Here is a 24,528-nt window from a genome sequence, read left to right as displayed (position 1 = left end):
GTGCGGCGCCCCTCCTCGGCGGGCTCTGTCAGACGTGCCGACTACCATTGAGCCGTGGTTACCGCCCTCTATCGCCGCTACCGGCCCGAGACCTTCGCCGAGCTCATCGGCCAGTCGCAGGTGACGGATCCGCTCACGACCGCTCTGCGCACCGACCGCGTCAATCACGCGTATCTGTTCAGCGGTCCGAGGGGTTGCGGCAAGACGACCTCGGCGCGCATCCTCGCCCGCTGTCTCAACTGCGCAGAGGGGCCCACCGACAATCCGTGCGGCGTCTGCCCCAGCTGCGTCGAGCTGAGTCGCGACGGGGGCGGTTCTCTCGATGTCGTCGAGATCGATGCCGCGAGCCACAACGGCGTCGACGACGCTCGCGACCTGCGTGAGCGCGCCGTCTTCGCGCCGGCTCGCGACCGCTACAAGATCTTCATCCTCGACGAGGCGCACATGGTCACGCCGCAGGGCTTCAACGCGTTGCTCAAGATCGTGGAGGAGCCGCCGGAGCACATCAAGTTCATCTTCGCGACGACCGAGCCCGACAAGGTCATCGGCACGATCCGTTCCCGCACCCACCACTACCCCTTCCGCTTGGTTCCGCCAGCGCAGATGCTCGACTATGTCGGGCAGCTCTGTGAGAGCGAGGGTGTGAAGGTGGAGGCGGGGGTCCTCCCGCTCGTTGTCCGCGCCGGCGGCGGCTCGGTGCGCGATACTCTCTCGCTGCTCGACCAGCTCATCGCGGGTTCCGAGGGCGACACGGTCGTGTACGAGCGCGCGGTCGCGCTGCTCGGCTACACGCACGGAGCGCTCCTCAGCGAGGTCATCGATGCTCTAGGGGCGAAGGATGCTGGGGCCGCCTTCGAGAGCGTTGACCGCGTCATCCAGACGGGCCAGGATCCGCGCCGCTTCGTCGAGGATCTCCTTGAGAAGCTGCGGGATCTCATCGTCGTCAGCGCCTTCCCCCTCGGCAGTCACCATGGCGCGGCGGCGGTCCTGCGGGGGGTGCAGGACGACGAACTCGATCACATGGCCCAGCAGGCCGCGCGCTTCGGGCAGGCGGAGCTGAGCCGCACCGCCGACATCGTCGCCTCGGCTCTCACGGAGATGACGGGTGCGACATCGCCACGCCTGCACCTCGAACTCATGGTCGCGCGCGTGCTCGTCCCCGCCTCCGATGAGTCGGAGCGGGGAGCGCTCGCCCGCGTGGAACGCCTTGAGCGCCGCGTCGGCGTGACGGGCTCCGAGCCTGCCGCGGCGGCAGTGACGGCGGAGGCGACCCCCGCCGCACCCGCAGCCGGGTCGATCGTGCCCGAATCGTTGCCTGGCCAGCACGAGCCAGAGCCGGAGGCGGAGATCGCCCCGGTGGCCCAGCCTGAACCCGCCCGTTCGGCAGCGACCGAGTCCCGGACCGCGCCCGCCTCCCACCCTGCGCCTGCTGAGTCTGCGCCTGCTGAGTCCGCGCCTGCTGAGTCCGCGCCTGCTGAGTCCGCGCCTGCCGCCGAGACTGCGCCTGCTGCAGAGCCTGCGCCTGCTGCAGAGTCTGCGCCTGAGCCTGAGCCTGCCCTCCAGCCCGAGCGTGTCGCATCCGCGGCACCGGTCGGTCCCGTCACGCTCCAGCAGGTGCGGGATGCGTGGCCCCAGGTCCTCGACACGGTGCAGCGAGCCAAGCGCACGGCGTGGATGGTGCTCTTCACGGCGGAGGTACGAGAGCTCCGCGATGGCGAGATCCTCGTGCTCGAGTTCCCAAGCCAGAAGGATGTCGAGTCGCTCAAGGCCGCATCCGCTCCCGGCGAGGGCGTCGGCGACCACCTCAAGCGGGCGGTGTCCGCCGTGCTGGGCTTCACGCCCAAGCTCATCGCGCGCGTCGCGGGCCCGGGTGGCACGCCGGCCGCTCCCACTGCCCCCTCGCCCGACTCCCGTCCCTCAACCTCGCCCGACTCTCGTCCCTCATCCTCGCCGATCGAGCGGCTCGCCAGCTCGACAGCCGAAGAATCCGCGCCTCGCGCCGACTCGGCTCAGCACAGCGGTCGGCCCGAGCCCCGCGGGGGCACCTCCGCGGGTGTCGCGTCACCCGAGCAAACGGCGGCAGCAGCACCCGTGACCGAGGATGGCTGGGCGACCGTCGCAATCCCGGGGGCAGGATCGGCAGGGAACCCCCCGGCGACTGGGGCGCCGAGCGCGGAGCCGAGGCAGGAGCTAACCCGGGAGCCGACCCCGTCGCCGAAGAGCCCGTCGCCGAAGACCCCGTCGGCAGCACCCCCTGTTGACGACGAACCCCCCTTCGATGACGAGCCGCCCTACGATCCCGAGTACGACACAGTCCCGCCCGCCCCGAGCCGGGTTCCCGCGCCTGCACCCTCGCGCCCGGCGGGCCACGGCCCTGCAGCGGGTGGTCCTTCAGGCGGCGGTCCTGCCACGGGTGGGCCTCTCGCGTCCCAGAAGTACGGCGAGGCGGTCGTGCGGCAGGTGCTCGGCGCGACCTTCATCGAGGAGCAGCCGCATACTCCGCGCGTGACCCCGGGGGCGAACTGACATGTATGAGGGAATCGTCCAGGAGCTCATCGACGAGTTCGGCAGGCTGCCCGGGATCGGGCCCAAGTCGGCCCAGCGCATCGCCTTCCACATCCTCCAGACGGAGTCGCACGACACGACGCGCCTCGCGGAGCTGCTCACGATCGTGCGCGAGAAGGTGCGGTTCTGCGAGATCTGCGGCAACGTCACGGAGCACGAGACCTGCAGCATCTGCCGCGATCCGCGGCGCTCGCAGGCGACCATCTGCGTCGTCGAGGAGGCGAAGGATGTCGTCGCGATCGAGCGCACCCGGGAGTTCCGCGGGCTGTACCACGTGCTGGGCGGCGCCATCAGCCCCATCGACGGGGTGGGACCTGACGACCTGCGTATCCGCCAACTGATGCAGAGGCTCGCCGATGGCACCGTGACCGAGGTCATCATCGCGACCGATCCCAACCTGGAGGGGGAGGCGACCGCGACCTACCTCTCCCGCCTCCTACACCAGCCCGGACTCACCGTTTCGCGCCTCGCATCCGGGCTGCCGGTGGGCGGCGATCTCGAGTATGCCGACGAGGTGACACTCGGTCGCGCGTTCGAGGGCCGACGGCTGGTCGAGAACTAGCCACTACACTGGGGTGCTTGGTGCGTGACCCGATCGCGCCGGCCCCCACAGAACCCCGGGAGATTTTCGCGTGGCCCTGATTGTGCAGAAGTACGGCGGTTCCTCCGTTGCGGATGCCGCCGGTATCAAGCGCGTCGCCGCCCGCATCGTCGAGACCCGCCGCGCAGGCAACGACGTCGTCGTCGTGGTCTCCGCGATGGGCGACACGACGGACGAGCTCCTCGACCTCGCCGACGCCGTCTCGGCGGCTCCCGGCGGTCGAGAGCTCGACATGCTGCTGACGGCGGGGGAGCGCATCTCGATGGCGCTGCTCGCAATGGCGATCCGTGACCTCGGCGAGGAGGCCCGTTCCTACACGGGCAGCCAGGCCGGCATGATGACGGACGAGAAGCACGGTGCCGCCCGCATCGTCGAGGTCTCTCCGCGTCGTGTCCGCGATGCGCTCGATCACGGCTACATCGCGATCGTCGCCGGCTTCCAGGGTTTCAACCGCGATTCGGGAGACATCACGACGCTGGGTCGCGGTGGTTCCGACACGACGGCCGTCGCCCTCGCTGCGGCTCTCGACGCCCAGGTGTGTGAGATCTACACCGACGTCGACGGCGTCTTCACGACCGACCCCCGCATGGTTCCCGCCGCACACAAGATCGACAGCATCACGATCGAGGAGATGCTGGAGTTGGCGGCCGCCGGGGCGAAGGTCCTTTATATCCGTGCCGTGGAATATGCGCGCCGCCATGGCGTCACGCTGCACGTCCGTTCCTCGTTCAGTCACAACGAGGGCACCCTGGTGGTGCATTCCAGAGAGGGAGAGACCGTGGAAGAACCGATCATCACGGGAATCGCAGCCGATCTCAGCGAAGACAAGATCACGGTCGTGGGCGTCCCCGACCTGCCAGGCACGGCCGCCCGCATCTTCACAATCGCCGCCAATGCTGGTGCGAACATCGACATGATCGTGCAGAACTCCTCGACGCTCGACACGGGCGTGGCCGATATCTCCTTCACCCTGCCCAAGTCGCAGGTTGCGGACACCCTCGCGGCGCTTGAGGCGGGCAAGGGCGAGGTCGGTTTCTCGAACCTCGAACACGATTCCGGCATCGGCAAGATCGCCCTCGTCGGCACGGGCATGCGCACCAACACGGGTGTCTCGGCGAAGCTCTTCACGGCGCTCTCCGAGGCCGGCATCAACATCGAGATGATCTCCACGAGCGAGATCCGCATCAGCGTCGTGACGCGCGCCGAGATCGTGCCCGACGCCGTCCGCATCATTCACACCGCTTTCGACCTCGATGCCGAGGGCGAAGCCATCGTCTACGGAGGGACCGGCCGATGAGCACCACGTCCGGAGTAAACATCGGCGTCGTCGGCGCCACGGGCCAGGTCGGGGCCGTCGTCCGGCGCCTCCTGGAGGAGCGCGACTTTCCCGTCGCGAGCATCCGCTTCTTCGCCTCAGCGCGGTCGGCGGGCACGACCTTGAGTTTCAAGGGCGAGGAGATCGTCGTCGAGGATGCCGCGACCGCCGACCCCACGGGGCTCGACATCGCCATCTTCTCGGCGGGCGGCACCCTCTCGAAGGAGCAGGCGCCCCGCTATGCGGCCGCCGGCGTCACGGTCGTCGACAACTCCTCGGCGTGGCGGCTCGACCCCGAGGTGCCCCTCGTCGTGAGCGAGGTGAACCCGCACGCGCTCGACCAGGCGGCCAAGGGCATCATCGCCAACCCCAATTGCACGACGATGGCGGCCATGCCCGTCCTCAAGGTCCTGCACGAGGAGGCCGGGCTCGAGCGCCTCATCGTGAGCACCTACCAAGCCGTCTCGGGCGCAGGGCTGAAGGGCGGAGCCGAGCTGCTGGACCAGGCGAAGGCGATCGTCGAGCAGGACGCCATGGGTCTCGTGCACGACGGATCCGCGGTGTCGATCCCCGAGCCGAGCGCATTCGTCAAGCCGATCGCATTCGATGTGATCCCGCTCGCGGGCAGCATCGTCGATGACGGACTCGGCGAGACCGATGAGGAGAAGAAGCTCCGCAACGAGAGCCGCAAGATCCTCGACCTGCCCGAGCTCCTGGTGAGCGGCACCTGCGTGCGCGTGCCGGTCTTCACGGGGCATTCGCTCTCGATCAATGCCGAGTTCTCTCGCGCCATCACGCCGGAGCGGGCGCGGGAGCTGCTGGCGGATGCCGCGGGCGTGAGCCTCGCGGACGTTCCGACTCCTCTCGAGGCGGCGGGGCAGGACCCGAGCTTCGTCGGACGCATCCGTCAGGACGAGGGCGTTCCCGGCGGCCGGGGACTCGCTCTCTTCATCAGCAACGACAATCTCCGCAAGGGCGCCGCCCTTAACGCGGTGCAGATCGCCGAGCTCGTCGCTGAGCGCCGCCTGGCCTCTGTCTAGGTCGAGCGCGGGCGATGCTCCCGCGGTCAAGTGCCCCATCAACCGACAGTAAACTGAAGCGTGTGAGTGCCTCCCCCAATCCCTCCGCCCAGCCCCTCGACGTCGCGCTGATCGGCGGGGGCATCATGAGTGCGACGCTCGGTGCCCTCATCAAGCAGCTGCAGCCCGACTGGAGCATTCAGATCTTCGAGACCCTCTCTGAGACGGCGCTCGAGAGCTCCAACCCGTGGAACAACGCGGGCACGGGGCACGCGGCGCTGTGCGAGCTCAACTATGGCAAGGAGCAGGCGGACGGCACCTTTGAGATCCAGACGGCCGTCACGGTCAACGAGCAGTTCCAGGTCTCGCGGCAGTTCTGGTCGTTCATGGTGCGAGAGGGGCTGCTTCCCGACCCCGCGTCGTTCATCAACCCCGTTCCCCACATCAGCTTCGTCTGGGGTGAGGCGAATGTTGATTACCTGCGTCGCCGTTTCGAGGCGCTCAAGGGCAACCCGCTCTTCAAGGACATGGAGTTCAGCGACGACCCCGCGGTCATCCGATCCTGGGCGCCCCTGCTGCTGCCGGGGCGTGCGAAGTCGCAGCCGATCGCTGCCACTCGAGTTGTGGGCGGCACCGACGTCGACTTCGGTGCCCTCACCCGTCATCTCCTCTCCTACCTGACCGACAACGGCGCCAAGCTCACTCTCGAGCGCAAGGTCACGGGTCTTCGCCGGCAGCGCGACGGACTGTGGCGCATCAGCTCACGCCACACGGTCGGCGGTACCCCCTCGGTGACTCATGCCCGTTTCGTCTTTGTGGGAGCGGGCGGCGGCGCCCTGAACCTGCTGCAGAAGTCCGGGATCAAGGAGGCGAAGGGCTACGGCGGCTTCCCGATCAGTGGCCAGTTCCTGCGCACCAACAATCCGGCGCTCGTGGCGCGGCACTCCGCCAAGGTTTACGGCAAGGCCTCTGTCGGTGCCCCGCCCATGTCGGTTCCCCACCTGGACACGCGCGTTGTCGACGGCCAGGGCAGCCTCATGTTCGGCCCCTACGCCGGTTTCTCGCCCAAGTTCCTCAAGACCGGTTCGTGGTTCGATCTGCCGTTCTCGCTCCGGCCGAGCAACATCATCCCCATGCTCGCGGTGGCGAAGGACAACTTCGACCTCGTGAAGTACCTCGTCTCGGAGCTCTTGGCGAGCCGTGCCAAGAAGCTCGAGTCCCTCCGGCAGTTCATGCCGGAGGCAAAGGATGAGGATTGGGAGCTCATCACGGCGGGGCAGCGGGTCCAGGTCATCAAGAAAGACCCCAAGAAGGGCGGCGTTCTCCAGTTCGGCACGGAGGTGGTCGCGGCCGAGGACGGATCGATCGCGGGGCTCCTGGGCGCCTCGCCGGGCGCCTCCACTGCCGTACCCATCATGATCACGCTGCTCGAGCGCTGCTTCCCGGAGCGCTTCGAGGGGTGGAAGCCTGCGCTCACGACCATGGTGCCGAGCCTGGGCCGTCGTCTGGCAGAAGACGCGGAGTTGGCAGACAGCGTGATGTCGTCGACCGCCGAGGAGTTGTCGCTCGTCTGAGCGCACGAGCAGCGAATCTAGGCGGCGCAGCTGAGCGCAGCTAAGCGGATGTCGCGGCATTCAGCGGTCTGGCAGCTAACCGGGGCACATGGGCTGCTGGGTTTCAGCGAATACGCTGGTTCTACCCCGGTTATTGGGGTACAACGGCACGGTCCATACCTGACATACTCGAACCACGTCATATAGGGGAGGGTGGTTCCGTGTCCGTCGGCCTGCCCGCACACCTCACCTCTCGGGCGTTGAGCACTGCCCTCTCGCGCGCAGCTCACGGCATGGCCTACGCCGCGATCATCAGCGGTACTGTCATCTCACTCGGTTTCGCGGCCGCATACCCCGATCGCACGATCTGGCCGGCCCTTTTCGCACTGCTCGCGATGGTGCCGATGGTCGTGTGGGTGCAGCATTCGCGCCGCATCGTCGCGGGTCTCGTCTACCTCGCAGTGGGTGCCTTGGCGGCCTTTATCTACACGCTGACCTTCGCGGCGGCGCTCCCAGAACTGGTCGCCACGTCGACTCTGTGGCTCGCCCCGCCCAAGATTGTGCTGGTGCTTGTCGCGGGCGCGGGGGCGGGTCTCGTCCGCGCGGTCACGTGGACTCTCGGAGGATACGTCGTCGCAGAGACATCCGTCTTTCTCGCCCTGTCACAGGTGGGGCTCCCCGCCGCATTCGACCTGCTCACCTTCGCCCTCGTCGTGGAGGCGATCGGGGTGTGCTTGCTCGCCTTCCTCTCCACCCGCAACGCCGTGCGCACCCACCCGCGTCTGCAGCGCGCCGCGCGTGAGGAGCTGCTCGACGATCTCCGTGCACGCATGGAGTTGCGCGCCGCCGCGCTCATGCATGACACGATCCTCAGTCATCTCGCCGCGATCGCGAGTTCGTCGGAGCAGCGTCTGTCTCCCCAGCAGGCCGAACTGATCGAACGCGACCTGCAGGTGCTCATCGGTCAGGAGTGGCTGCACTCGGGGGCGGATGTCACGGCCGATGTCGGCGCAGACGACCGAGCCTCCCCGCTGCGCGATGCCATCACCGAGGTTCGCGCGCAGGGACTGGAGGTCACGGGCACCGGTGACTTCGGCTCCGTCATGCGCTTGAGCGCGGAGCAGGCGGTCGCTCTGGGTCTCGCGGCGAAGCAGTGCCTCGTCAATGTCATCAAGCATTCGGGGGTCATGAAGGCGGAGGTCGCGGTCTACGCGAGCGAGGACGAGGTCTCCGTGATGATCATCGACGCGGGCCGAGGTTTTTCGGATTCCTCCGTCGGCTCCGACCGGCTGGGGTTGCGGGCATCCGTTCAGAGCCGCATCCAGTCCGTCGGCGGGATGGTGCAGGTGTGGTCGACGCCCGGCAGCGGCACGTCCATCCTCATCCAACTTCCCGTGGGGGCGTCGAGCACGGCTGCCGCCACCACAGCGCAGCAGCCGCTCGTCTCGGGTCCGCTGCCGACGATCGAGGAGTCTGAGCGGCCGAGTGATGAGGGGACGGCTTCGTGAGGCCGCCCGAGCGCACCCGGCAGGAGCTCGACCCGGTCGGCGCCTTCTCGACCCGCAGCATCACGATCGGCGCCGCGCTCGTCGCCTTCATCTTCGCCGCGACCATGGTCGTCGCGAGCATCGACATCATCGCGAACTCAGGGCTCGCCCTTCTTGCGCTCCTCGGCCTCGGCATGGCGAGCGTGCTCGTGACCTCGGCGACCGACCCGTACCGCGGGCCCTTCCACCGTGGTCTGCACGGGTGGGTCATCGCGCTGTCGATCGTGGCGACGGCACTTCTGGCTGCCGCAACGTGGGACACCCCCGTGTCGTTCGTGATCGGGTGGGTCGGCCCCGTCTGCCTCGGCCTCTTCTCCGTCGGGATGTCGGCCTACCGCCCTGTCCGGGAGATCATCGCTTACGGTTCTCTCGCCGCGGTCTTCATGGGCTTTATCTCGATGCTCCAGGCGCAGTCGAATCCCGTGGCTGGTGTCCCGGTTCCCGCGGTCGTCGGCATCCACCTGCTGCCTCTTCTCGCGCTCAATTTCAGCGCGGCGGCGTTCACGGGCAGCATGATCGAGGCGGTCGAGCGTTGGCGCAGCCGCGCCAACGAGGCGGTCGACCGAATGTCTGAGGAGCAGGAGTCGGGCATCGCCCGCTCCGTGCAGCAGGATCGCGTGACGATCCTCAACAGGGAGGTTGTGCCGTTCTTCACGGATGCGCTCGCCGGTCAGGAGCTCACACCCGAGGTGCGGGCGCGGGCGCGGTCGATCGCCGACGCCATCCGCTCCGTCATGGTCGCGGAGGTCGACCGCACCTGGCTCGAGAACCTGGTGGACCATCTGCGGGCCCGCGTGCGGCGCTACGGCGAGATTCCTGACAGCTCACGGGTCGTCTTCGACGACGATCATGTCGCGAACCTCATGACCTATGACCAGCGGACGGCGCTGCGCGCGCTGCTTGTCGCGATCTTCGACCAGGCGGACAACCGGCCGCAGGGGCTCGAGATCGTCATCGTGCGAGCGGGGGAGAGATGCCAGGGTTTCGTTGCCGTGGAGATCGACATGGTCGACTCGCTCGTCAAGTCGCGCTTCGGTCCCTACCTCGCCGTCATGCGCGTCGTCTTCCGGCGGCTGCGCGCCGAGCACCTGCAGTCGGTGCTGACAGTAAGATTCTCCTATGACCAGCGATAGCCAACGGGGGCCGGGCGCGGAGGGCGCAGATGCCCCTCGACCCGAGACGGCGACGCGACGCATCCGCCTTGCTCTGCTCGATGACCATGAGGTGCTACTCGACAGCCTGTCGACCTGGATCTCGTCCAACGCGACCGACTTCGAGCTTGTGCTGAGCGCGCACACGTGGCTCGAGCTCGTCCACAGTGAGAACTTTCCCACCGACCTCGTGTTCCTCGACTTCCAACTCAAGGAGCCCGTCTCGATCGAGGCCCGTGTACGCACCTGCCGCGCCGCGGGCGCGAAGGTGATCGTGCTCACGAGTCTCGATACGCGTGATGCACGCGATCGCGCCCTGAGCGCGGGGGCGGCCGCGTTCCTCTCGAAGTCCCTGCCCATGAACGAGGTCATGGATGTCGCACGTCGGGTCATGGGCCTTGATCGCGGTGCCGTGCCGCAACAGAGCTGGCGCCCGCTGCCCACGGGGGCGATCAACCAGGCGCGTCCCAAGCTGAGCCAGGGCGAGATCGACGCTCTCAAGCTCTATGTCTCCGGTCACAGCACGACGGAGGTGGCCCGGCAGATGAATGTGCAGTACGAGACCGCCAAGACCTACCTGCGGCGCGTGCGGGAGAAGTACGCCAAGGTCAACCGTCCCGCAAGCAAGAAGGCGGAGCTCATCCGCCGCGCGGCGGAGGACGGGTTCCTGCAGTAATGGCAAAGCTCTACTTCCGCTACGGTGCCATGAACAGCGGCAAGAGCACCGCTCTGCTTCAGGCCGCCTACAACTATGAGGAGCGCGGCCAGGAGGTGCTCCTTGCGAAGCCGCGCATCGACACGAAGGGTGACGACCAGATCGTCTCCCGCCTGGGTGTCACTCGCGCGGTGGACTTTGTCATCGAGCCGCGCGACGACATCTATTCGCTCTTCGAGGGGGAGCGGGCATCCGTTCAGGAGCGGACGGGGCTCCCCGTGAGCTGCCTACTCGTCGACGAGGCCCAGTTCCTCACGGAGCGCCAGGTCGACGACCTGCTGCGCATCGCGATCCTCGAGAATGTTCCCGTGCTCGCCTACGGCATTCGCACCGACTTCCAGACGGTGGCGTTTCCCGGCAGCAGGCGGCTGCTCGAGGTCGCGCACTCGCTTGAGGAGCTCAAGACGATCTGCCGCTGCGGCCGCAAGGCGGTCTTCAACGCTCGCAGGGTGGGCGACACTTTCACCTTTGCGGGCGACCAGGTGGCAATCGACGAGTCGGCGGATGCTGCGGCCTCTCGCCCGGGCAGCGGACTGGGTGCCTCGGGGTCCTTCAGCGTCAGCTACGAGTCCCTCTGCGGCGCCTGCTACCTGGAGGAGAGCGGTGGAACGTTGAGCAGTGGGCGTGAGCCGGTCATTGACTTCGTCTATGACCGCGCCCCTGACCCCGACTTCATGTAGAGCCCCTTCGCGACGAAAGGCCGCCCCGCGCTCACAAGCGCTGGGCGGCCTTTCGTTGTCACACTGTCGGGGTAACAGGATTTGAACCTGCGACCTCTTCGTCCCGAACGAAGCGCGCTACCAAGCTGCGCCATACCCCGATCCGTCAGCTCCAGCATCCGCTGAAGACCGACCTGTCAAGGATAGCCGATATCCGCACCAACCAAAGTCACGAGCACCGCCTCGGGCGGGCAGGCGAAGCGTACTGGGGCGTAGATCGATGTGCCGAGACCGGCCGAGACCTCGAGGTAGGCGGTGCCGAGCGCGTGGTTCCACAGGCTCACTCCGCTGGCCTGCTCGCGCGGGAGGTCGCAGTTCGTGACGAGCGCGCCGACGCCCGGCACACACACCTGCCCGCCGTGGGTGTGCCCCGCGAAGATGACCTCTGTGCCGTGCGTCACGAAGGAGTCGAGCACGCGGCGGTATGGCGCGTGCGTCACGCCGATCATGACGGACTCGCGGTCGGCCGGTCCATCGTCGGGCTCCACCTGCTCGCGAAGCTCGTCGATCGCCCCGGGCAGGGAGTCCAAGCGATCCCAGCCACGATGGGCGTCGGCCGTGCCGATGAATTCGAGGGGGGAGTTGCGGAGGGTCATCCAGTGGGCGGCGTTGTTGAGGTCCACCCAACCGAGTGACGCGAAGAACTCCTCGAGGCCCGCCGTGTCGAGGCGCTCCGCCTCGGAGGGCCGCTCTGAGGGGCCGAGCAGGTAGCCGAGCGGGTTCTTGGTCGTCGGCCCGAAGTAGTCGTTGGAGCCGTGCACGAACACGCCGGGCACCCCCGCGAAAGGCTCGAGAGCGTGACGGATGCCCGTGAGCCCGTCGCGGTGCCCCAAATTGTCGCCCGTGTTGATGACGAGGTCAGGTTCCAGGGCAGCCAAGCCGCGCACCCACTCCTGCTTGCCGTGCTGCCACGGCGCCATGTGGAGGTCGCTGAGGTGAAGGATCCGGATGGGGGCTGCGCCCGCGTCGAGCACGGCGAGGGTCTCGTGCCGCAGACGGTAGGCGCGGCGCTCAACAAGGGAGCCCCACGCGAATGCCGCCGCCCCGGCGGCCGCCGCCGTCGCGAGTGCGACGCCGGCGGCGCGACCGGGAACGCTGCTGCGCGTCACGAGCAGTCGAGTCGTGAGACGGCGAGCGTGATGGTGGCGCCAGGCAGGATCTGCGTGTTCTCAGCAGGATCCGATGCTGTCACCTTGCCGATCGCGTCGCTGTCAGGATCGGTGTCCTCAGGCAGCGCCTGGCAGGACTCGACGACCGTGAAGGAGCTGCCGATGGCGCGCTTGGCCGCCGAGAAGGTCATGCCGATCACGTCAGGCATCGGCACCGAGTTCTGCAGGCTGCCGTAGACCGTGATGGTCGTGCCCTTTGGCACGGTGGCACCGGGGCCGGGCTCGACTGCGGCGATCCGGCCGCGCTCGATCTCGGAACTGACCTCGCCGCCGTAGACGTAGTTGAACCCGAGGCTCTCGATCAGGACCTTCGCCTGCTCCTGCGACTGGCCGATGACGTTGGGCACGATCGCGCCCTGTCCGCTGAGAAGCTCGGAGGGCGGCGCAGCATACGGCGCACCGCCGTACTGGGCGTTGAGGGCCGCAATGATCGGGCGGAAGATGCGGTGCCTGGCCGTACCGCCGTTGCCGCCGGGGAGGGTCACCCGGGTGAGGTTGACGTCGCCGTTGATGTTGCCCACCCACACGGCCATGCCGTTGGTCGAGGTCGAGCCGACCATCCAGGTGTCCTCGGAGCCGTCCGTCGTACCCGTCTTGCCGGCGAGCTCGATGCCGTCGCCCGGGTTCGAGCCGGAACCGGTGCCGCCCTGGACGACGCGCTTGAGGGCATACGCCATGGCGGCGGAGACCTCGGGGCTCACGGCCTGCGAGCACTCACGGGTCTGCCCGCCGAGCTCGTTGCCGTCGGCATCCACGATGTTGTCGATCGCGGTCGGCTTGCAGTAGAGGCCGTTCGCCCCCACCGCGGCGATCGCCGCAGCCATCGTGAGGGGCGCGATCTCGTTGGTGCCGAGCACGGTCGCGGGGGAGTACTGCAGCTCCAGGTCGTCCGCGCGGTGCACGCCGAAGGCCGCCGCCGTGTCGCGGATCGTGCAGAGGTCGAGCTTCTGCGCCATCGCGATGTAGGAAATGTTGTAGGAGCTGATGGTCGACTGCAGCACCGTCGTGTTGGTGGAGCCGCTGCCGCCGCCGTAGTTCGGCGGGTTCCACGGGCCTACGTACTTCTCTTCACAGGAGTTGGGGAACGAGGCCTGCTCGAAGGTGCGCCGGGCGCCGTTGACGACCTCGTTGAGCCCGTGTCCGGCATTGAGCCAGGTCGCGAGCGTGAAGATCTTGTAGGTCGACCCCGTCTGGAAGCCGCTCGAGCCGCCGTACGGCCTATCCGTGCTGAAGTTGACGGCGGTAGCGGGCCAGCCGCCGCCGTCCTCCGTGTTGTTGAAGTACTTGTTCTGTGCCATGACACGGATGCGTCCCGTGCCCGGCTCCACGACGTTGACCACGGCGCCGAGTTCGAGCTGCTGCTCCTCCGCGGGGGCCTGGGCCCAGATGGTTGCCTGCGCGTGGTCCTGCTGGTTAATCTGCAGGCTCGTGTAGACGGAGTAGCCGCCGCGCTCCCAGTTGCGCTGGCGCTCCTCCGCGGTCGTGCCGAGCATCTCCAGCTCTGGCACGAGCTTCGTCACGTAATCGCAGAAGAACCACGCTGTCGTCGCGTACATGCAGCCGTTCTGCGGTTCACTGTAGGTGACCTCGATGGGGGTCGCGATCGCCTCGTCGTACTGCTCCTGCGTGATGGAGCCGAGCTCAAGCATGTTGCCGAGGATGAAGTCGCGACGGGTCTTGTTTGCCTCGAAGTTGTCTTCACTGCGCAGGCTGTGTGAGGTGGGGGTCTGCACGATCGCGATGAGGCTGGCCGCCTGCGCGAGCGTGACATCCGAGGCAGGCACCGAGAAGAACTGCTTCGCCGCGGACTGGACTCCATAGGTTGTGCCGCCGAACCCCGCGATGTTCAGGTAGGCGAGCATGATCTCGTCCTTGGTGTATTTCTTCTCGAGGCCGATCGCGAGCTTCGCCTCCTGGAGCTTCCGCTCGATCGTCTGCTCCTGCGCCTCCGCCAGCTTCGCCTTGCGGAGCGACTCGCTCTCCTCCTCGAGGGCCGACTGGATGCGGATGTTCTTGACGAGCTGCATCGTCAGGGTCGACGCGCCACTCTCGATGTCGCTACTCGCCAGGTTGCCGACGGCGGCACGCACGACGGATGCCACGTCGACGCCGCCATGCTCATAGAAGCGCCGGTCCTCACCGGCGACGACGGCATCCTTGATGAACTGCGAGACCTGGTCCCATTCGACCTCTTCGCGGTTCTGCTTGTAGATCTGCGCGATCGGGACCGGGGTGACTCCGTCTACGTCGAGTCCGTAGATCGTGTTCTTGGTCGCGAGCTGGTTGATCTCGAGGTATTCAGGGAGACTGTTGAAGATATCGATGGACGCCTTGGCCGTCATCCCGGTGACCGCGAGAGCGGGGGTGACGAGGGCCGTGACGAGCACGCCAGCGAGGGCGCTCAAGCCGACGAGCCCAGCGAAGGCGCCGAGCACGCCCGTGGGCTTCGAATTTTGGGCAGACATACGCCCTAGAGTAGAGGATCGAAACTCTGGCGAAGCTGAATGGATGGCGACATGCAAGCGTGGGAATACCTCACCACCCCCCTCATGATCCACAACACGGCGGCAATCCTCAACAACTGGGGCTCCGAGGGGTGGGAGCTCGTGCAGGTCGTCACGGGCCCCGAGGGCGGTCTCGTCGCCTACTTCAAACGTCCCGTCGAGAACTGAATAGGAGCACCTGCGTGAGCATCGAAGAGCGGATGGCCGAGCTCGGCCTCGAACTCCCCACCGTCGCGGCCCCCGTCGCCGCCTACGTCCCGGCTGTCGTTTCCGGCAATCACGTCTTCACCTCGGGCCAGCTCCCCTTTGTCGATGGCGCGCTTCCCGCGACGGGCAAGGTGGGGGCGTCCGTCACGGCGGAGGACGCCAAGGGGTACGCGCGACAGTGCGCCCTCAACGCACTTGCGGCTGCGGCATCCGTCATCGGTTCCCTCGATCGGGTGACGCGCGTCGTCAAGGTCGTCGGCTTCGTCTCCTCCGACCCGGCCTTCACGGGCCAGCCGGGCGTCATCAACGGAGCCTCCGAGCTGCTCGGCGAGGTCTTCGGTGAGATCGGCCAGCATGCCCGCAGCGCTGTCGGTGTCGCGGTGCTGCCGCTCGACTCTCCTGTTGAGGTCGAGCTCATCCTCGAGTTCGCCTAGCCCGCGGGCTGGGTAGGCGCGCAGCGCCGTACTAGCCGGCGAGTTGAGCAGGCGCGCAACGCCGTATCGAAACCGCGTCCACCACCGCTACCTCTTGCCCGTCAACCGGTCCGAGATGATCTGCATGACGGAGGTGTCGGCGAGAGTCGTCGTGTCGCCGACCTCGCGTCCCTCCGCGACGTCCCGCAGCAGGCGCCGCATGATCTTGCCCGAGCGGGTCTTCGGCAGCTCGCTGACGACGAAGACCTGCCGGGGCTTCGCGATGGCGCCGATCTGCTCGCCGACGTGGGCGCGCAGAATGGATGCTGCCTCCTCGGGTGTCTGGGCATCCTCTTGGTCGGAGCGCAGGATGACGAAGGCGACCACTGCCTGCCCCGTCGTCTCGTCGGAGGCCCCCACGACGGCGGATTCGGCGACGATCGGATGCGACACGAGCGCCGACTCGATCTCCGCCGTCGAGAGGCGGTGCCCGGAGACATTCATGACGTCGTCGACGCGGCCGAGGAGCCAGATGTCGCCGTCCTCGTCGAGGCGCGCACCGTCGCCCGCAAAGTAGAGGCGCGGGTTGTCGGCATCCGGGCGGTGGAATTTGTCCCAGTAGGTGTCGACGAAACGCTCGGGGTCGCCCCAGATGCCCCGCAGCATTGACGGCCAGGGCTTGGTCACGACGAGGAGGCCGCCGTTGCCCTTGCCCACGTGCTCGCCCGAATCGCTCAGCACGTCGACGCTGATGCCGGGGATGGGGACTTGCGCCGAGCCGGGCTTGGTCTCGGTGATGCCGGGCAGGGCGGAGACCATGATCGCCCCGGTCTCCGTCTGCCACCAGGTGTCGACGATGGGGGCGGTGCCGCCGCCGATGACCTCGCGGTACCAGACCCACGCCTCAGGGTTGATGGGTTCACCCACGGAGCCGAGCAGGCGGATGCTCGACAGGTCGTACTTGTCGGGCACCTGCCGTCCGACCTTCATGAAGGAGCGGATGGCGGTCGGCGCGGTGTAGAAGATGCTGACGCCGTACTTCTCCACGAGCTCCCACCAGCGGCCCGGATGCGGCGTGTCTGGCGTGCCCTCGTAGAGCACCTGGGTTGCGCCGTTGGCGAGTGGGCCGTAGACGACGTAGCTGTGTCCGGTGATCCACCCGACGTCGGCGGTGCACCAGTAGACGTCGGTCTCGGGCTTGAGGTCGAAGACGTACTTGTGGGTGAAGGCGGCCTGTGTCAGGTAGCCACCGCTCGTGTGCAGGATGCCCTTGGGCTTTCCCGTCGTGCCCGACGTGTAGAGGATGAAGAGCGGATGCTCGGCCTCAAAGCTCTCGGCTTCGTGCTCGCTCGACGCCTCCGCCATCTTCTCGTGCCACCAGAGGTCGCGGCCGTCCTTCCAATCGATCTCGTTCTCGCCGCGGCGCACGACGAGCACGTGTTCGACGGAGTGCTCACCCTCCTTCGCGAGGGCGTCGTCGACGGTCGGCTTGAGGGCGGAGACGCGGCCCTTGCGGTAGCCGCCGTCCGCCGTGATGACGAGCTTGGCATTCGCATCGTCGACCCGGGCGCGGATGCTGTCGGCGCTGAAGCCCCCGAAGATGACGGAGTGCACGGCCCCGATGCGCGCGACGGCGAGCATCGACACGACCGCCTCGGGGATCATCGGCAGGTAGATGGCGACGCGGTCGCCCGAGCGGATGCCGAGCTCGGTGAGCATGTTGGCGGCCCGCTTCACCTCCTGCGTGAGCTCCGAGTAGGTGAGGGTGCGGGTGTCGCCGGGCTCGCCCTCCCAGTGGAATGCGACGCGGTCGCCGTGGCCCGCCTCGATGTGCCGGTCGAGGCAGTTGTAGGCGACATTGAGGCGGCCGTCGTCGAACCACTTCGCGAAGGGGGCGTCGCTCCAGTCGAGCACGTTCGAGAAGTTCTTCTCCCAGGTGAGGAGGTTGCGCGACTGCTCGGCCCAGAAGGCCTCGGGATCGTCGCGACCTGCGTCGTAAAGGGCCGGGCTGGCGAGGGATGCCGCGGCGAATTCGGCGCTGGGGGCGAAGCGCCGCGTCTCGTGCTGGAGGCTGTCGATGTGCTCGCTCATGGTCGTTCTCGTCGCTCCTTTGCGCTGAGGCTGGGCAGGCCGGGGGGTATGTTGTCAGACGCGCCAATTGGAGACTATATCCCCGGAAAATTTCCTGTTGCGTTCCCCCGCCTTTGGGGTACACTGAATTCACCGGATGTCAATTCGGCTTAGCGGTGCATTCTTCGTGATTCCCCCCAATCACGCACCGCTGTGGCGGCGCCAGTTCCCCCCAACAGGCGCCGCCCCTCTCTTTTAACCGCCGTTGCAGCGAAGGACGGCGCGATGGCGTGACTCTCCGGGGAAACTCCCTCACAGGCCCGAGGTTTCGGCGAAGTGCACGGTTCTCTGGGCAAGCGCCTCGACTGTGCGGGCTCCTGCGTAGCGTCGGCGGCATGCCGCAGCATCCGTCTCTTTTGTCACAGCAGACACAGCAGTACCATCCCTCACGAGACGCGCCGAGCGCGTTCCGCTACGTGCCGAATCGCGACGGTGACCCCGCTGTCGAATGGGGTACAAGATCTGTCCCCCATTCGAGGGGGCAGGAGGTGCCCCCGCGCAACGCGGCCGCCTTCGGCCCGCTCGCTCCCTATATATGCGACGACACCGTGACCGACGTCTTCGTCAATGGGCCCGGCGACGTGTGGATCGACCGCGGCGCAGGGCTCGTGCGGGGCGACCCTCTCCGGCTCGATACCGAAGGCTTGCGCGCCCTCGCGACCGCGCTTGTGGCGCGGGGCGGTCGGCATGTCGACGAGGCGAACCCCTGCGTCGATGTGCGGCTCGACGACGGGATTCGCGTCCATGCCGTCCTCTCGCCGATCTCTCCCTCGGGGGCGCTCCTGTCGATCCGCATTCCGCGGCGGGAGCGACTCGGCCTTGACGACCTGGCTGCGGCAGGGGTGTTTTCCGAGATCCCCCTCGCGAGCGTGCGCACGCTCGTGGAAGAGCGCGAGAACATCCTCATCAGCGGCGCGGGCGGCAGCGGCAAGACCACCCTCCTCGGGGCGATGCTCGGCGCGGCGCCGCCCAGAGACCGCATCATCGCGATCGAGGACGTCGGGGAGTTGAGGGTCGAGCATCCGCACTTCGTCTCCCTCGAGGCGCGGCAGGCGAACATCGAGGGGGCGGGGGAGGTCGGGCTTACGAGGCTCGTGCGCGAAGCGCTGCGGATGCGCCCCGATCGTTTGGTGCTCGGCGAATGCCGCGGCGCCGAGATCCGCGAACTCCTCAGTGCCCTCAATACGGGGCACGATGGCGGCGCGGGCACGATTCACGCCAACTCGCTCGCGGACGTCCCCGCCCGACTTGAGGCGCTCGGCGCGCTTGCGGGCATGAGCCCCGACGCGGTCGCCCGCCAGTCGGTCAGCGCGATCGGCGCGGTGCTGCACCTTGTGCGGCGCGACGGGCGACGGATGCTCGCGCGCATGGGCCGCTTCGAGCTCGACCCTGCGGGGCGGCTCGCCATCGTCGAAGCATGAGCGCGGCGGGCGAGGCTGACGTCGCCGCGGTCGCTTCGGTCGTCCACCGGCTCGCCGTCATGGTCGAGGCCGGCACGGCCCCGACATCCGCGTGGACCTATCTTGCGGAGTCGCCGGGGGCCCTCGAGACCGTGCAGAAGGTGGCCGCTTCGGTCGCGGGAGGGCAGGGGGTCCCCGATGCCCTCCTGCAGGCGGCCGAGAGCCTCCCTGCCGCGGAGGCGCGGGCATGGAGCGGAGTTGCCGCGGCCTGGCTCGTGGCGACGCAGGTGGGTGCGCCCGTCGCAGGGGCGCTCACGGCTCTCGCCGAAGCGCTCCGCGACCTCGACCAGGTCCACCGCGAGACCGCAGCGGCGCTCGCCGGCCCCACCGCGACCTCGCGCCTCGTCATGGTGCTTCCGGCCGTCGGGCTCGTCTTCGGGGCAGCCCTCGGCTTCGACACGATCGGCGTGCTCCTCGGGGGCCCCATCGGCTGGGCATGCCTCACCGTCGGGGTCGGGCTCCTCGTCGCAGCGCGGCGCTGGAACCGCCGTCTCCTTGCCTCGGCCCGAGCCACCGATGACACCCCGGGTCTGCGCCTCGACCTCCTCGCGGTCGCCGTCGGCGGCGGTTCCGCCTTCGACCGCTGCCTCGTCGCCGTCGAGAATGCTCTCGAGCGCAGCGGGATCGGGGGTGCGGGGCGGGAGGACGGGCGTGAGGTGCTCGATCTCTCCCAGCGGGCCGGGGTGCCTGCGGCGGCACTGCTGCGGGCAGAGGCTCAGCAGGAGCGGCGGGCGGCGCGCAGCGAGGGAGCACGGCGTGCTGCGACGCTCGCGGTGCGGCTCATGTTGCCGCTCGGCCTGTGCGTGCTTCCGGCGTTCATGGTGCTCGGCGTGGTGCCCCTCATGGTCGCCGTCATCGACGGAACCCTCGCGGCATGACCTTCCCAATCACTCGTCCCCAGGGCGTCCTCGCAGCGGGGAGTGCACCGATCGCGGACGGTGCGGCCCGCGGGAGCACGTCATGCCCGAGCGTGGATCTGTGGGGGCGCTCACCCCACCCACCCCATCAGTAGGAGAGAGGAACGACATGAACGAGGTCCGATCCATCAACCCGAGCGTGCCCGAAAGCGAGGCCCCGCCCGTTACGCTGCACCCCCGTCGGCGCTGGTGGCGAGCCCGCGAGCGCGGCGCCGCCACGGCCGAGTACGCGATCGTCATCATGGCCGCCGTAGGCTTTGCCGGGCTGCTCGTGGTGATCATGCGCAGCGAGGAGGTGCGCGCCATCCTCACCGACCTCGTGCAGAGCGCGCTGACCTCCGGCGGATGACGCGGCAGCGCATCCGCCGACGCCTGCGTGATGAGCATGGCAGCGTCGCGGCAGAACTCGTGGTGGCGCTGCCCGCCGTCATCCTCGTGCTCGCCGCCTGCCTGGGCGGCGTGCGCGTCGGTATGCAGGCAATGGCAGCGCAAGATGCTGCGGCCGCCGCTGCACGCTCCCTCGCCCGCGGGGAGAACGTCGCGGCGGCGGCCGCGCGGGCCTCCGCTATCGCGCCCGGGTCCTCCGTGTCGGTCCGCCGCCGCGACGGTCTCGTGTGCGTCAGCGCCACCGCGCCCGCCGCGCTGCCCGTGCTGCCGGTCGCGCCGAGCGCGACGGCGTGCGCCCTAGAGGGTGCGCTGTGAACGAGCGCGGCTCCGGCTCGGTCCTGGTCGTCGGCATCCTGGCGGTCGTGATGGGTGTCGCGCTGCTGTGCGCACCCCTCGTCGCGGCGCGTCTCGACAGTTCCCGGGCTGCGACGGCAGCGGATGCCGCGGCGCTCGCCGCAGCAGACACGGCCGTGGGCATCGTGCCGGGCAGCCCCTGCGCAAATGCGGCCCGCACGGCCGAGGCAAACGGGGCGAGCCTGGACGCGTGCCGGGTCGAGGGACTCGTGGTGACGGTCGCGGTGAGCCGAGCATCCGGCCCCCTCCGTGCGACCGCGACGGCGACGGCGGGGCCGCCCGGGACGACCCCATGATGACGACCCCCAAGGAAAGTCTGTGTATGGTGTCGGTTGTCGGCCCCATGAGCGCGGGGCGGAGACCGATGCGCAGCCCCTGCTGCCCGGTTGTTGCGAGATCTCACGAGGAGTCCGGTGCCCGGAACCAAGAAACTTGTCATCGTCGAGTCACCGGCGAAGGCGAAGACCATCGCCCAGTACCTCGGCGATGGATATGAGGTGCAGGCCTCAGTCGGACACATCCGTGACCTTGTCGAGCCCCGCAACCTGCCGGCCGACCTCAAGAAGGGCCCCCTTGGCAAGTTCTCGATTGACGTCGAGAACGGCTTCCAGCCCTACTACGTCGTCTCCGACCAGAAGAAGAAGACGGTCGCCGACCTCAAGCGTGCCCTCAAGGAAGCCGACGAGCTCTACCTCGCAACTGATGAAGACCGCGAGGGAGAGGCCATCGCGTGGCACCTGCTCGAGGTGCTCAAGCCGAAGGTTCCCGTGCGGCGCATGGTCTTCCACGAGATCACGAAGGATGCGATCCAGCGGGCGCAGGAGAACCCCCGCGACCTCGACACGGCGCTAGTTGACGCCCAGGAGACCCGGCGCATCCTCGACCGCCTCTACGGCTACGAGATCTCGCCCGTGCTCTGGCGCAAGGTCGGGCCGGGCCTTTCCGCGGGTCGCGTACAGTCGGCGGCGACCCGGCTCGTCGTCGACCGCGAGCGCGAGCGTCTCGCCTTCATCGCGGCCAGCTATTGGGACCTCACGGCGCTGCTCGCCCCCGAGGGAGACGGCCAGAACTTCGAATCGCGCCTTGTACGCCTCGACGGGGAGCGAATCGCAACCGGTCGCGACTTCGACGATCGGGGCACCGCCAAGACGGGAGTCCGCACCCTCGACGAGGCGTCGGCGCAGACACTCGCCGACGCGCTGCGGAGTCCCGCGGCATCCGTCGTCGTCAGCTCGGTCGAGTCCAAGCCCTACACGCGCCGCCCGGCGGCGCCCTTCAGCACCTCGACGCTGCAGCAGGAGGCGGCGCGCAAGCTGCGCTTCTCGGCCAGGCAGACGATGAGCGTCGCGCAGAGCCTGTACGAGAACGGCTACATCACGTACATGCGTACGGACTCGCTCAACCTGTCGCAGCAGGCCGTTGCGGCGGCACGCGCGCAGGCGAAGTCGCTCTACGGCGCCGACACGGTGCCCGAGAAGCCGCGCACCTACGCGAGCAAGAGCAAGAACGCGCAGGAGGCGCACGAGGCGATTCGCCCCTCCGGTGACACCTTCCGCACGCCCGGCGAGCTCGAGGGCACCCTGCGGGGCAACGAGCTCAAGCTCTACGACCTGATCTGGAAGCGCACGGTCGCGTCACAGATGGCCGATGCGAAGGGGGTCACGGCATCCGTCTCGATCACCGCGACGGTCGAGGATGGCACGGTCGCCGAGTTCAGCGCTTCGGGCACCGTCATCACGTTCCGCGGCTTCCTGCAGGCTTACGAGGAGGGCCGTGACGAGGAGCGGGGTGAGTCGACGGACGCGAAGGAGGCCAAGCTTCCGCCGCTGAGCGAGGGGCAGAAGCTTACGGTCGTCGAGACGGAGGCTAAGGGGCACGAGACGAGCCCGCCGCCGCGCTACACCGAGGCGAGCCTCGTCAAGACCCTCGAAGAGCTCGGCATCGGTCGCCCCTCCACCTACGCCGCCATCATCTCGACCATCGTGGACCGCGGCTACGTGACGCAGCGCGGCCAGGCGCTCGTCCCCAGCTGGGTCGCGTTCTCGGTCGTGCGCCTGCTCGAGCAGTACTTCGGCGACCTCGTCGAATACGACTTCACCGCCGAGATGGAGAGCGACCTCGACCGCATCGCGGGCGGCGAGCAGAACCGCGTCGAATGGCTCGAGGGCTTCTACTTCGGGCACGAGGGCCACCGCGGCCTGCGCACCGTCATCGACAACCTGGGCGAGATCGACGCACGCGAGATCAACTCGATCCAGATCGCCGAGGGCGTCACTCTGCGCATCGGCAAGTACGGCCCCTATCTTGAGGTGCCCGGTGACACCCCCGAGACGCCGCGTCGCGTGAACCTGCCGCAGGATCTCGCGCCCGACGAGCTCACGCCCGCCAAGGCGCAGGAGCTCATCGACGCGCCCGTCGTCGGCGACCGGGTGATCGGGGTCAATCCCGAAAACGGCAAGAACATCGTGGCCAAGGACGGCCGCTTCGGCCCGTATGTCACGGAGCTCGACCCCGAGCCCGAGGAGGAGCTCGTCGTCGACTCCGCGACGGGCGAGGTGACGGATGCCGCGAAGCCAGCCAAGAAGCCCGCCAAGAAGGCGGCGCCCAAGCCGCGCACGGCCTCGCTCTTCAAGTCGATGGATCTCGCGACAATCGACCTCGACACGGCGCTTCGCCTGCTCGACCTACCGCGCGTCGTCGGGGCCGACCCCGAGTCTGGGGACGAGATCACGGCACAGAATGGCCGCTACGGTCCCTACCTGAAGAAGGGCACCGACACGCGCACCCTGCCGAGCGAGGACCAGATCTTCGAGATCGACCTCGCGGGGGCGCTCGAACTTTTCGCGCAGCCCAAGTACGGTGCCCGCCGGGCATCAAGCGCGCTCAAGGAGTTCGAGGCGGATCCCGAGAGCGGCAAGCCCATCAAGGTCAAGGACGGCCGCTTCGGCCCCTACGTGACCGACGGCGTCACCAACGCGACCATCCCGCGCGGCGAGAGCGTCGAGGAGATCGACTTCGACCGCGCCGTGCAGCTGCTCGCCGACAAGCGCGCGAAGGGCCCCGCCAAGAAGCCCGCCGCGAAGAAGGCGCCAGCCAAGAAGGCTCCGGCCAAAAAGACGGCGACCGCCAAGAAGCCGGCGACCAAGAAGGCGGCGCCCAAGAAGTCTGCCGAGTGACCGTGGCCGGCCTCTTCATCACCTTCGAGGGCGGCGACGGCTCCGGCAAGACGACGCAGGCGGAGCTTCTCGCGACCTGGCTCGAAGAGCAGGGGCGCACGGTTGTGCGGGGGCGCGAGCCCGGCGGCACCGACCTCGGGCTCGAGCTGCGGGAGATCGTGCTTCACCGGCGCGGGCACATCGCACCCCGCGCGGAGGCGCTCATCTACGCGGCCGACCGTGCGCACAACATCGCGACGAAGGTTCGTCCCGCCGTCGACTCCGGGGACATCGTCATCCAGGATCGCTACCTCGACAGCTCGGTCGCCTATCAGGGCGCCGGACGCGTGCTTGATGGGGGAGAGGTGCGCGACATCTCGCTGTGGGCGACCGAGGGGTTCCTGCCCCACCTCACGATCCTCCTCGACCTCGACGAGACGACAGGGCGGGAGCGGCTTGACGGGGTGCGCACCCGCTTCGACCGGCTTGAGGCGGAGAAGGCGGACTTCCATGCGAGAGTGCGGTCCGCCTACCTTGAGCTCGCGCGAGCCGAACCCGAGCGGTTCCTCGTGCTCGACGCGCCGCGGCCCGTCGACGAGCTCGCGGCCGACATCCGCGCGCGTGTCGAGGCGTTGCTCTGACGCATC

General features: G+C 68.2%; 21 protein-coding genes and 1 tRNA gene. 18 read left to right on the top strand and 4 right to left on the bottom strand.

What is annotated here, in order from left to right; genetic code table 11:
- Positions 1–54 precede the first annotated feature (54 nt).
- The 9 genes from OH146_RS05270 to OH146_RS05230 all read left to right on the top strand — a co-directional run bounded on the left by OH146_RS05270 (position 55) and on the right by OH146_RS05230 (position 11,146).
- Complete coding sequence (locus OH146_RS05270) at positions 55–2,526, top strand: DNA polymerase III subunit gamma and tau (protein WP_265158109.1); 2,472 nt, start codon at positions 55–57, stop codon at positions 2,524–2,526.
- 1 nt (position 2,527) lies between these two features.
- The gene (gene recR / locus OH146_RS05265; RefSeq protein WP_265158106.1) at positions 2,528–3,127 is read left to right on the top strand and encodes a recombination mediator RecR; all 600 of its coding nucleotides are present in this window, start codon (positions 2,528–2,530) and stop codon (positions 3,125–3,127) included.
- 70 nt (positions 3,128–3,197) lie between these two features.
- Positions 3,198–4,463: an aspartate kinase gene (locus tag OH146_RS05260; protein ID WP_265158104.1), complete on the top strand. Its 1,266-nt coding sequence runs from the start codon at positions 3,198–3,200 to the stop codon at positions 4,461–4,463.
- Complete coding sequence (locus tag OH146_RS05255; protein WP_265158099.1) at positions 4,460–5,521, top strand: aspartate-semialdehyde dehydrogenase; 1,062 nt, start codon at positions 4,460–4,462, stop codon at positions 5,519–5,521. The genes OH146_RS05260 and OH146_RS05255 overlap by 4 nt, the downstream gene beginning before the upstream one ends.
- Positions 5,522–5,646: 125 nt before the next feature.
- Positions 5,647–7,074: a malate:quinone oxidoreductase gene (locus OH146_RS05250; RefSeq protein ID WP_372508486.1), complete on the top strand. Its 1,428-nt coding sequence runs from the start codon at positions 5,647–5,649 to the stop codon at positions 7,072–7,074.
- Between the two features lie 200 nt (positions 7,075–7,274).
- Entirely contained in the window at positions 7,275–8,561 is a 1,287-nt protein-coding gene (locus OH146_RS05245; RefSeq protein ID WP_265158093.1) for a sensor histidine kinase, read from the top strand.
- A complete protein-coding gene (locus OH146_RS05240) occupies positions 8,558–9,733 on the top strand; it encodes a hypothetical protein (protein ID WP_265158091.1) in 1,176 nt (391 codons plus the stop codon). The genes OH146_RS05245 and OH146_RS05240 overlap by 4 nt, the downstream gene beginning before the upstream one ends.
- Positions 9,720–10,427 carry a response regulator transcription factor gene (locus OH146_RS05235; protein WP_265158088.1) on the top strand — a complete coding sequence of 236 codons (708 nt, stop codon included), beginning with the start codon at positions 9,720–9,722 and terminating at the stop codon, positions 10,425–10,427. Before OH146_RS05240 ends, OH146_RS05235 begins: the two co-directional genes overlap by 14 nt.
- Positions 10,427–11,146 carry a thymidine kinase gene (locus OH146_RS05230; RefSeq protein ID WP_265158084.1) on the top strand — a complete coding sequence of 240 codons (720 nt, stop codon included), beginning with the start codon at positions 10,427–10,429 and terminating at the stop codon, positions 11,144–11,146. Before OH146_RS05235 ends, OH146_RS05230 begins: the two co-directional genes overlap by 1 nt.
- 66 nt (positions 11,147–11,212) lie before the next feature.
- On the opposite strand, the gene OH146_RS05225 is transcribed toward OH146_RS05230, so the two are convergent.
- The 3 genes from OH146_RS05225 to OH146_RS05215 all read right to left on the bottom strand — a co-directional run bounded on the left by OH146_RS05225 (position 11,213) and on the right by OH146_RS05215 (position 14,819).
- Positions 11,213–11,286 (bottom strand) — tRNA-Pro (locus OH146_RS05225).
- 36 nt (positions 11,287–11,322) lie between these two features.
- On the bottom strand, positions 11,323–12,294 hold the full coding sequence (locus OH146_RS05220; protein WP_265158081.1) for a metallophosphoesterase: 972 nt from the start codon (positions 12,292–12,294) through the stop codon (positions 11,323–11,325).
- Complete coding sequence (locus tag OH146_RS05215; protein WP_265158078.1) at positions 12,291–14,819, bottom strand: transglycosylase domain-containing protein; 2,529 nt, start codon at positions 14,817–14,819, stop codon at positions 12,291–12,293. Before OH146_RS05215 ends, OH146_RS05220 begins: the two co-directional genes overlap by 4 nt.
- 51 nt (positions 14,820–14,870) lie before the next feature.
- Here OH146_RS05215 and sp36 point away from each other — a divergent pair, with 51 nt between their 5' ends.
- Both sp36 and OH146_RS05205 read left to right on the top strand, forming a co-directional pair.
- A complete protein-coding gene (sp36, locus tag OH146_RS05210) occupies positions 14,871–15,026 on the top strand; it encodes a Sp36 family protein (RefSeq protein ID WP_265158074.1) in 156 nt (51 codons plus the stop codon).
- A 32-nt stretch (positions 15,027–15,058) separates the two neighbouring features.
- Positions 15,059–15,499, top strand: coding sequence for a RidA family protein (locus OH146_RS05205; protein ID WP_265160664.1), 441 nt, complete (start codon positions 15,059–15,061; stop codon positions 15,497–15,499).
- Positions 15,500–15,586: 87 nt separating this feature from the next.
- Here OH146_RS05205 and acs read toward each other — a convergent pair whose 3' ends face one another.
- Positions 15,587–17,569: an acetate--CoA ligase gene (gene acs / locus OH146_RS05200; RefSeq protein WP_265158071.1), complete on the bottom strand. Its 1,983-nt coding sequence runs from the start codon at positions 17,567–17,569 to the stop codon at positions 15,587–15,589.
- 527 nt (positions 17,570–18,096) lie between these two features.
- Between acs and OH146_RS05195 the strand changes: the two genes are divergently transcribed.
- From OH146_RS05195 to tmk, 7 genes are all read left to right on the top strand, one after another.
- Positions 18,097–19,029 carry a TadA family conjugal transfer-associated ATPase gene (locus tag OH146_RS05195; protein ID WP_265158068.1) on the top strand — a complete coding sequence of 311 codons (933 nt, stop codon included), beginning with the start codon at positions 18,097–18,099 and terminating at the stop codon, positions 19,027–19,029.
- Positions 19,026–19,946, top strand: a complete 921-nt coding sequence (locus OH146_RS05190; RefSeq protein ID WP_265158065.1) for a type II secretion system F family protein — start codon at positions 19,026–19,028, stop codon at positions 19,944–19,946. Before OH146_RS05195 ends, OH146_RS05190 begins: the two co-directional genes overlap by 4 nt.
- 148 nt (positions 19,947–20,094) lie before the next feature.
- The gene (locus OH146_RS05185) at positions 20,095–20,334 is read left to right on the top strand and encodes a DUF4244 domain-containing protein (RefSeq protein ID WP_265158062.1); all 240 of its coding nucleotides are present in this window, start codon (positions 20,095–20,097) and stop codon (positions 20,332–20,334) included.
- The gene (locus OH146_RS05180; RefSeq protein WP_265158059.1) at positions 20,331–20,687 is read left to right on the top strand and encodes a TadE family type IV pilus minor pilin; all 357 of its coding nucleotides are present in this window, start codon (positions 20,331–20,333) and stop codon (positions 20,685–20,687) included. The genes OH146_RS05185 and OH146_RS05180 overlap by 4 nt, the downstream gene beginning before the upstream one ends.
- Positions 20,684–21,022, top strand: coding sequence for an Rv3654c family TadE-like protein (locus OH146_RS05175; protein ID WP_265158056.1), 339 nt, complete (start codon positions 20,684–20,686; stop codon positions 21,020–21,022). Before OH146_RS05180 ends, OH146_RS05175 begins: the two co-directional genes overlap by 4 nt.
- A 117-nt stretch (positions 21,023–21,139) precedes the next feature.
- On the top strand, positions 21,140–23,902 hold the full coding sequence (topA, locus tag OH146_RS05170) for a type I DNA topoisomerase (protein WP_265158054.1): 2,763 nt from the start codon (positions 21,140–21,142) through the stop codon (positions 23,900–23,902).
- Between the two features lie 2 nt (positions 23,903–23,904).
- Entirely contained in the window at positions 23,905–24,522 is a 618-nt protein-coding gene (tmk, locus tag OH146_RS05165) for a dTMP kinase (RefSeq protein ID WP_265160662.1), read from the top strand.
- Positions 24,523–24,528: the final 6 nt, after the last annotated feature.

The sequence above is a fragment of the Homoserinimonas sedimenticola genome (genome assembly GCF_026094475.1).
Taxonomy (GTDB): domain Bacteria; phylum Actinomycetota; class Actinomycetes; order Actinomycetales; family Microbacteriaceae; genus Homoserinimonas; species Homoserinimonas sedimenticola.
Note: the sequence above shows the minus strand (reverse complement) of the source record. Positions and strands in the feature narration are given on the sequence as shown.

Bases quoted from the DNA above. Each gene is read 5' to 3' on its own strand.
- recR (WP_265158106.1), top strand. From the start codon at position 2,528: ATGTATGAGGGAATCGTCCAGGAGCTCATCGACGAGTTCGGCAGGCTG.
- OH146_RS05255 (WP_265158099.1), top strand. From the start codon at position 4,460: ATGAGCACCACGTCCGGAGTAAACATCGGCGTCGTCGGCGCCACGGGC.
- OH146_RS05250 (WP_372508486.1), top strand. From the start codon at position 5,647: ATGAGTGCGACGCTCGGTGCCCTCATCAAGCAGCTGCAGCCCGACTGG.
- OH146_RS05235 (WP_265158088.1), top strand. From the start codon at position 9,720: ATGACCAGCGATAGCCAACGGGGGCCGGGCGCGGAGGGCGCAGATGCC.
- OH146_RS05230 (WP_265158084.1), top strand. From the start codon at position 10,427: ATGGCAAAGCTCTACTTCCGCTACGGTGCCATGAACAGCGGCAAGAGC.
- OH146_RS05215 (WP_265158078.1), bottom strand. From the start codon at position 14,819: ATGTCTGCCCAAAATTCGAAGCCCACGGGCGTGCTCGGCGCCTTCGCT.
- sp36 (WP_265158074.1), top strand. From the start codon at position 14,871: ATGCAAGCGTGGGAATACCTCACCACCCCCCTCATGATCCACAACACG.
- OH146_RS05205 (WP_265160664.1), top strand. From the start codon at position 15,059: ATGGCCGAGCTCGGCCTCGAACTCCCCACCGTCGCGGCCCCCGTCGCC.
- acs (WP_265158071.1), bottom strand. From the start codon at position 17,569: ATGAGCGAGCACATCGACAGCCTCCAGCACGAGACGCGGCGCTTCGCC.
- OH146_RS05190 (WP_265158065.1), top strand. From the start codon at position 19,026: ATGAGCGCGGCGGGCGAGGCTGACGTCGCCGCGGTCGCTTCGGTCGTC.
- OH146_RS05185 (WP_265158062.1), top strand. From the start codon at position 20,095: ATGAACGAGGTCCGATCCATCAACCCGAGCGTGCCCGAAAGCGAGGCC.
- OH146_RS05180 (WP_265158059.1), top strand. From the start codon at position 20,331: ATGACGCGGCAGCGCATCCGCCGACGCCTGCGTGATGAGCATGGCAGC.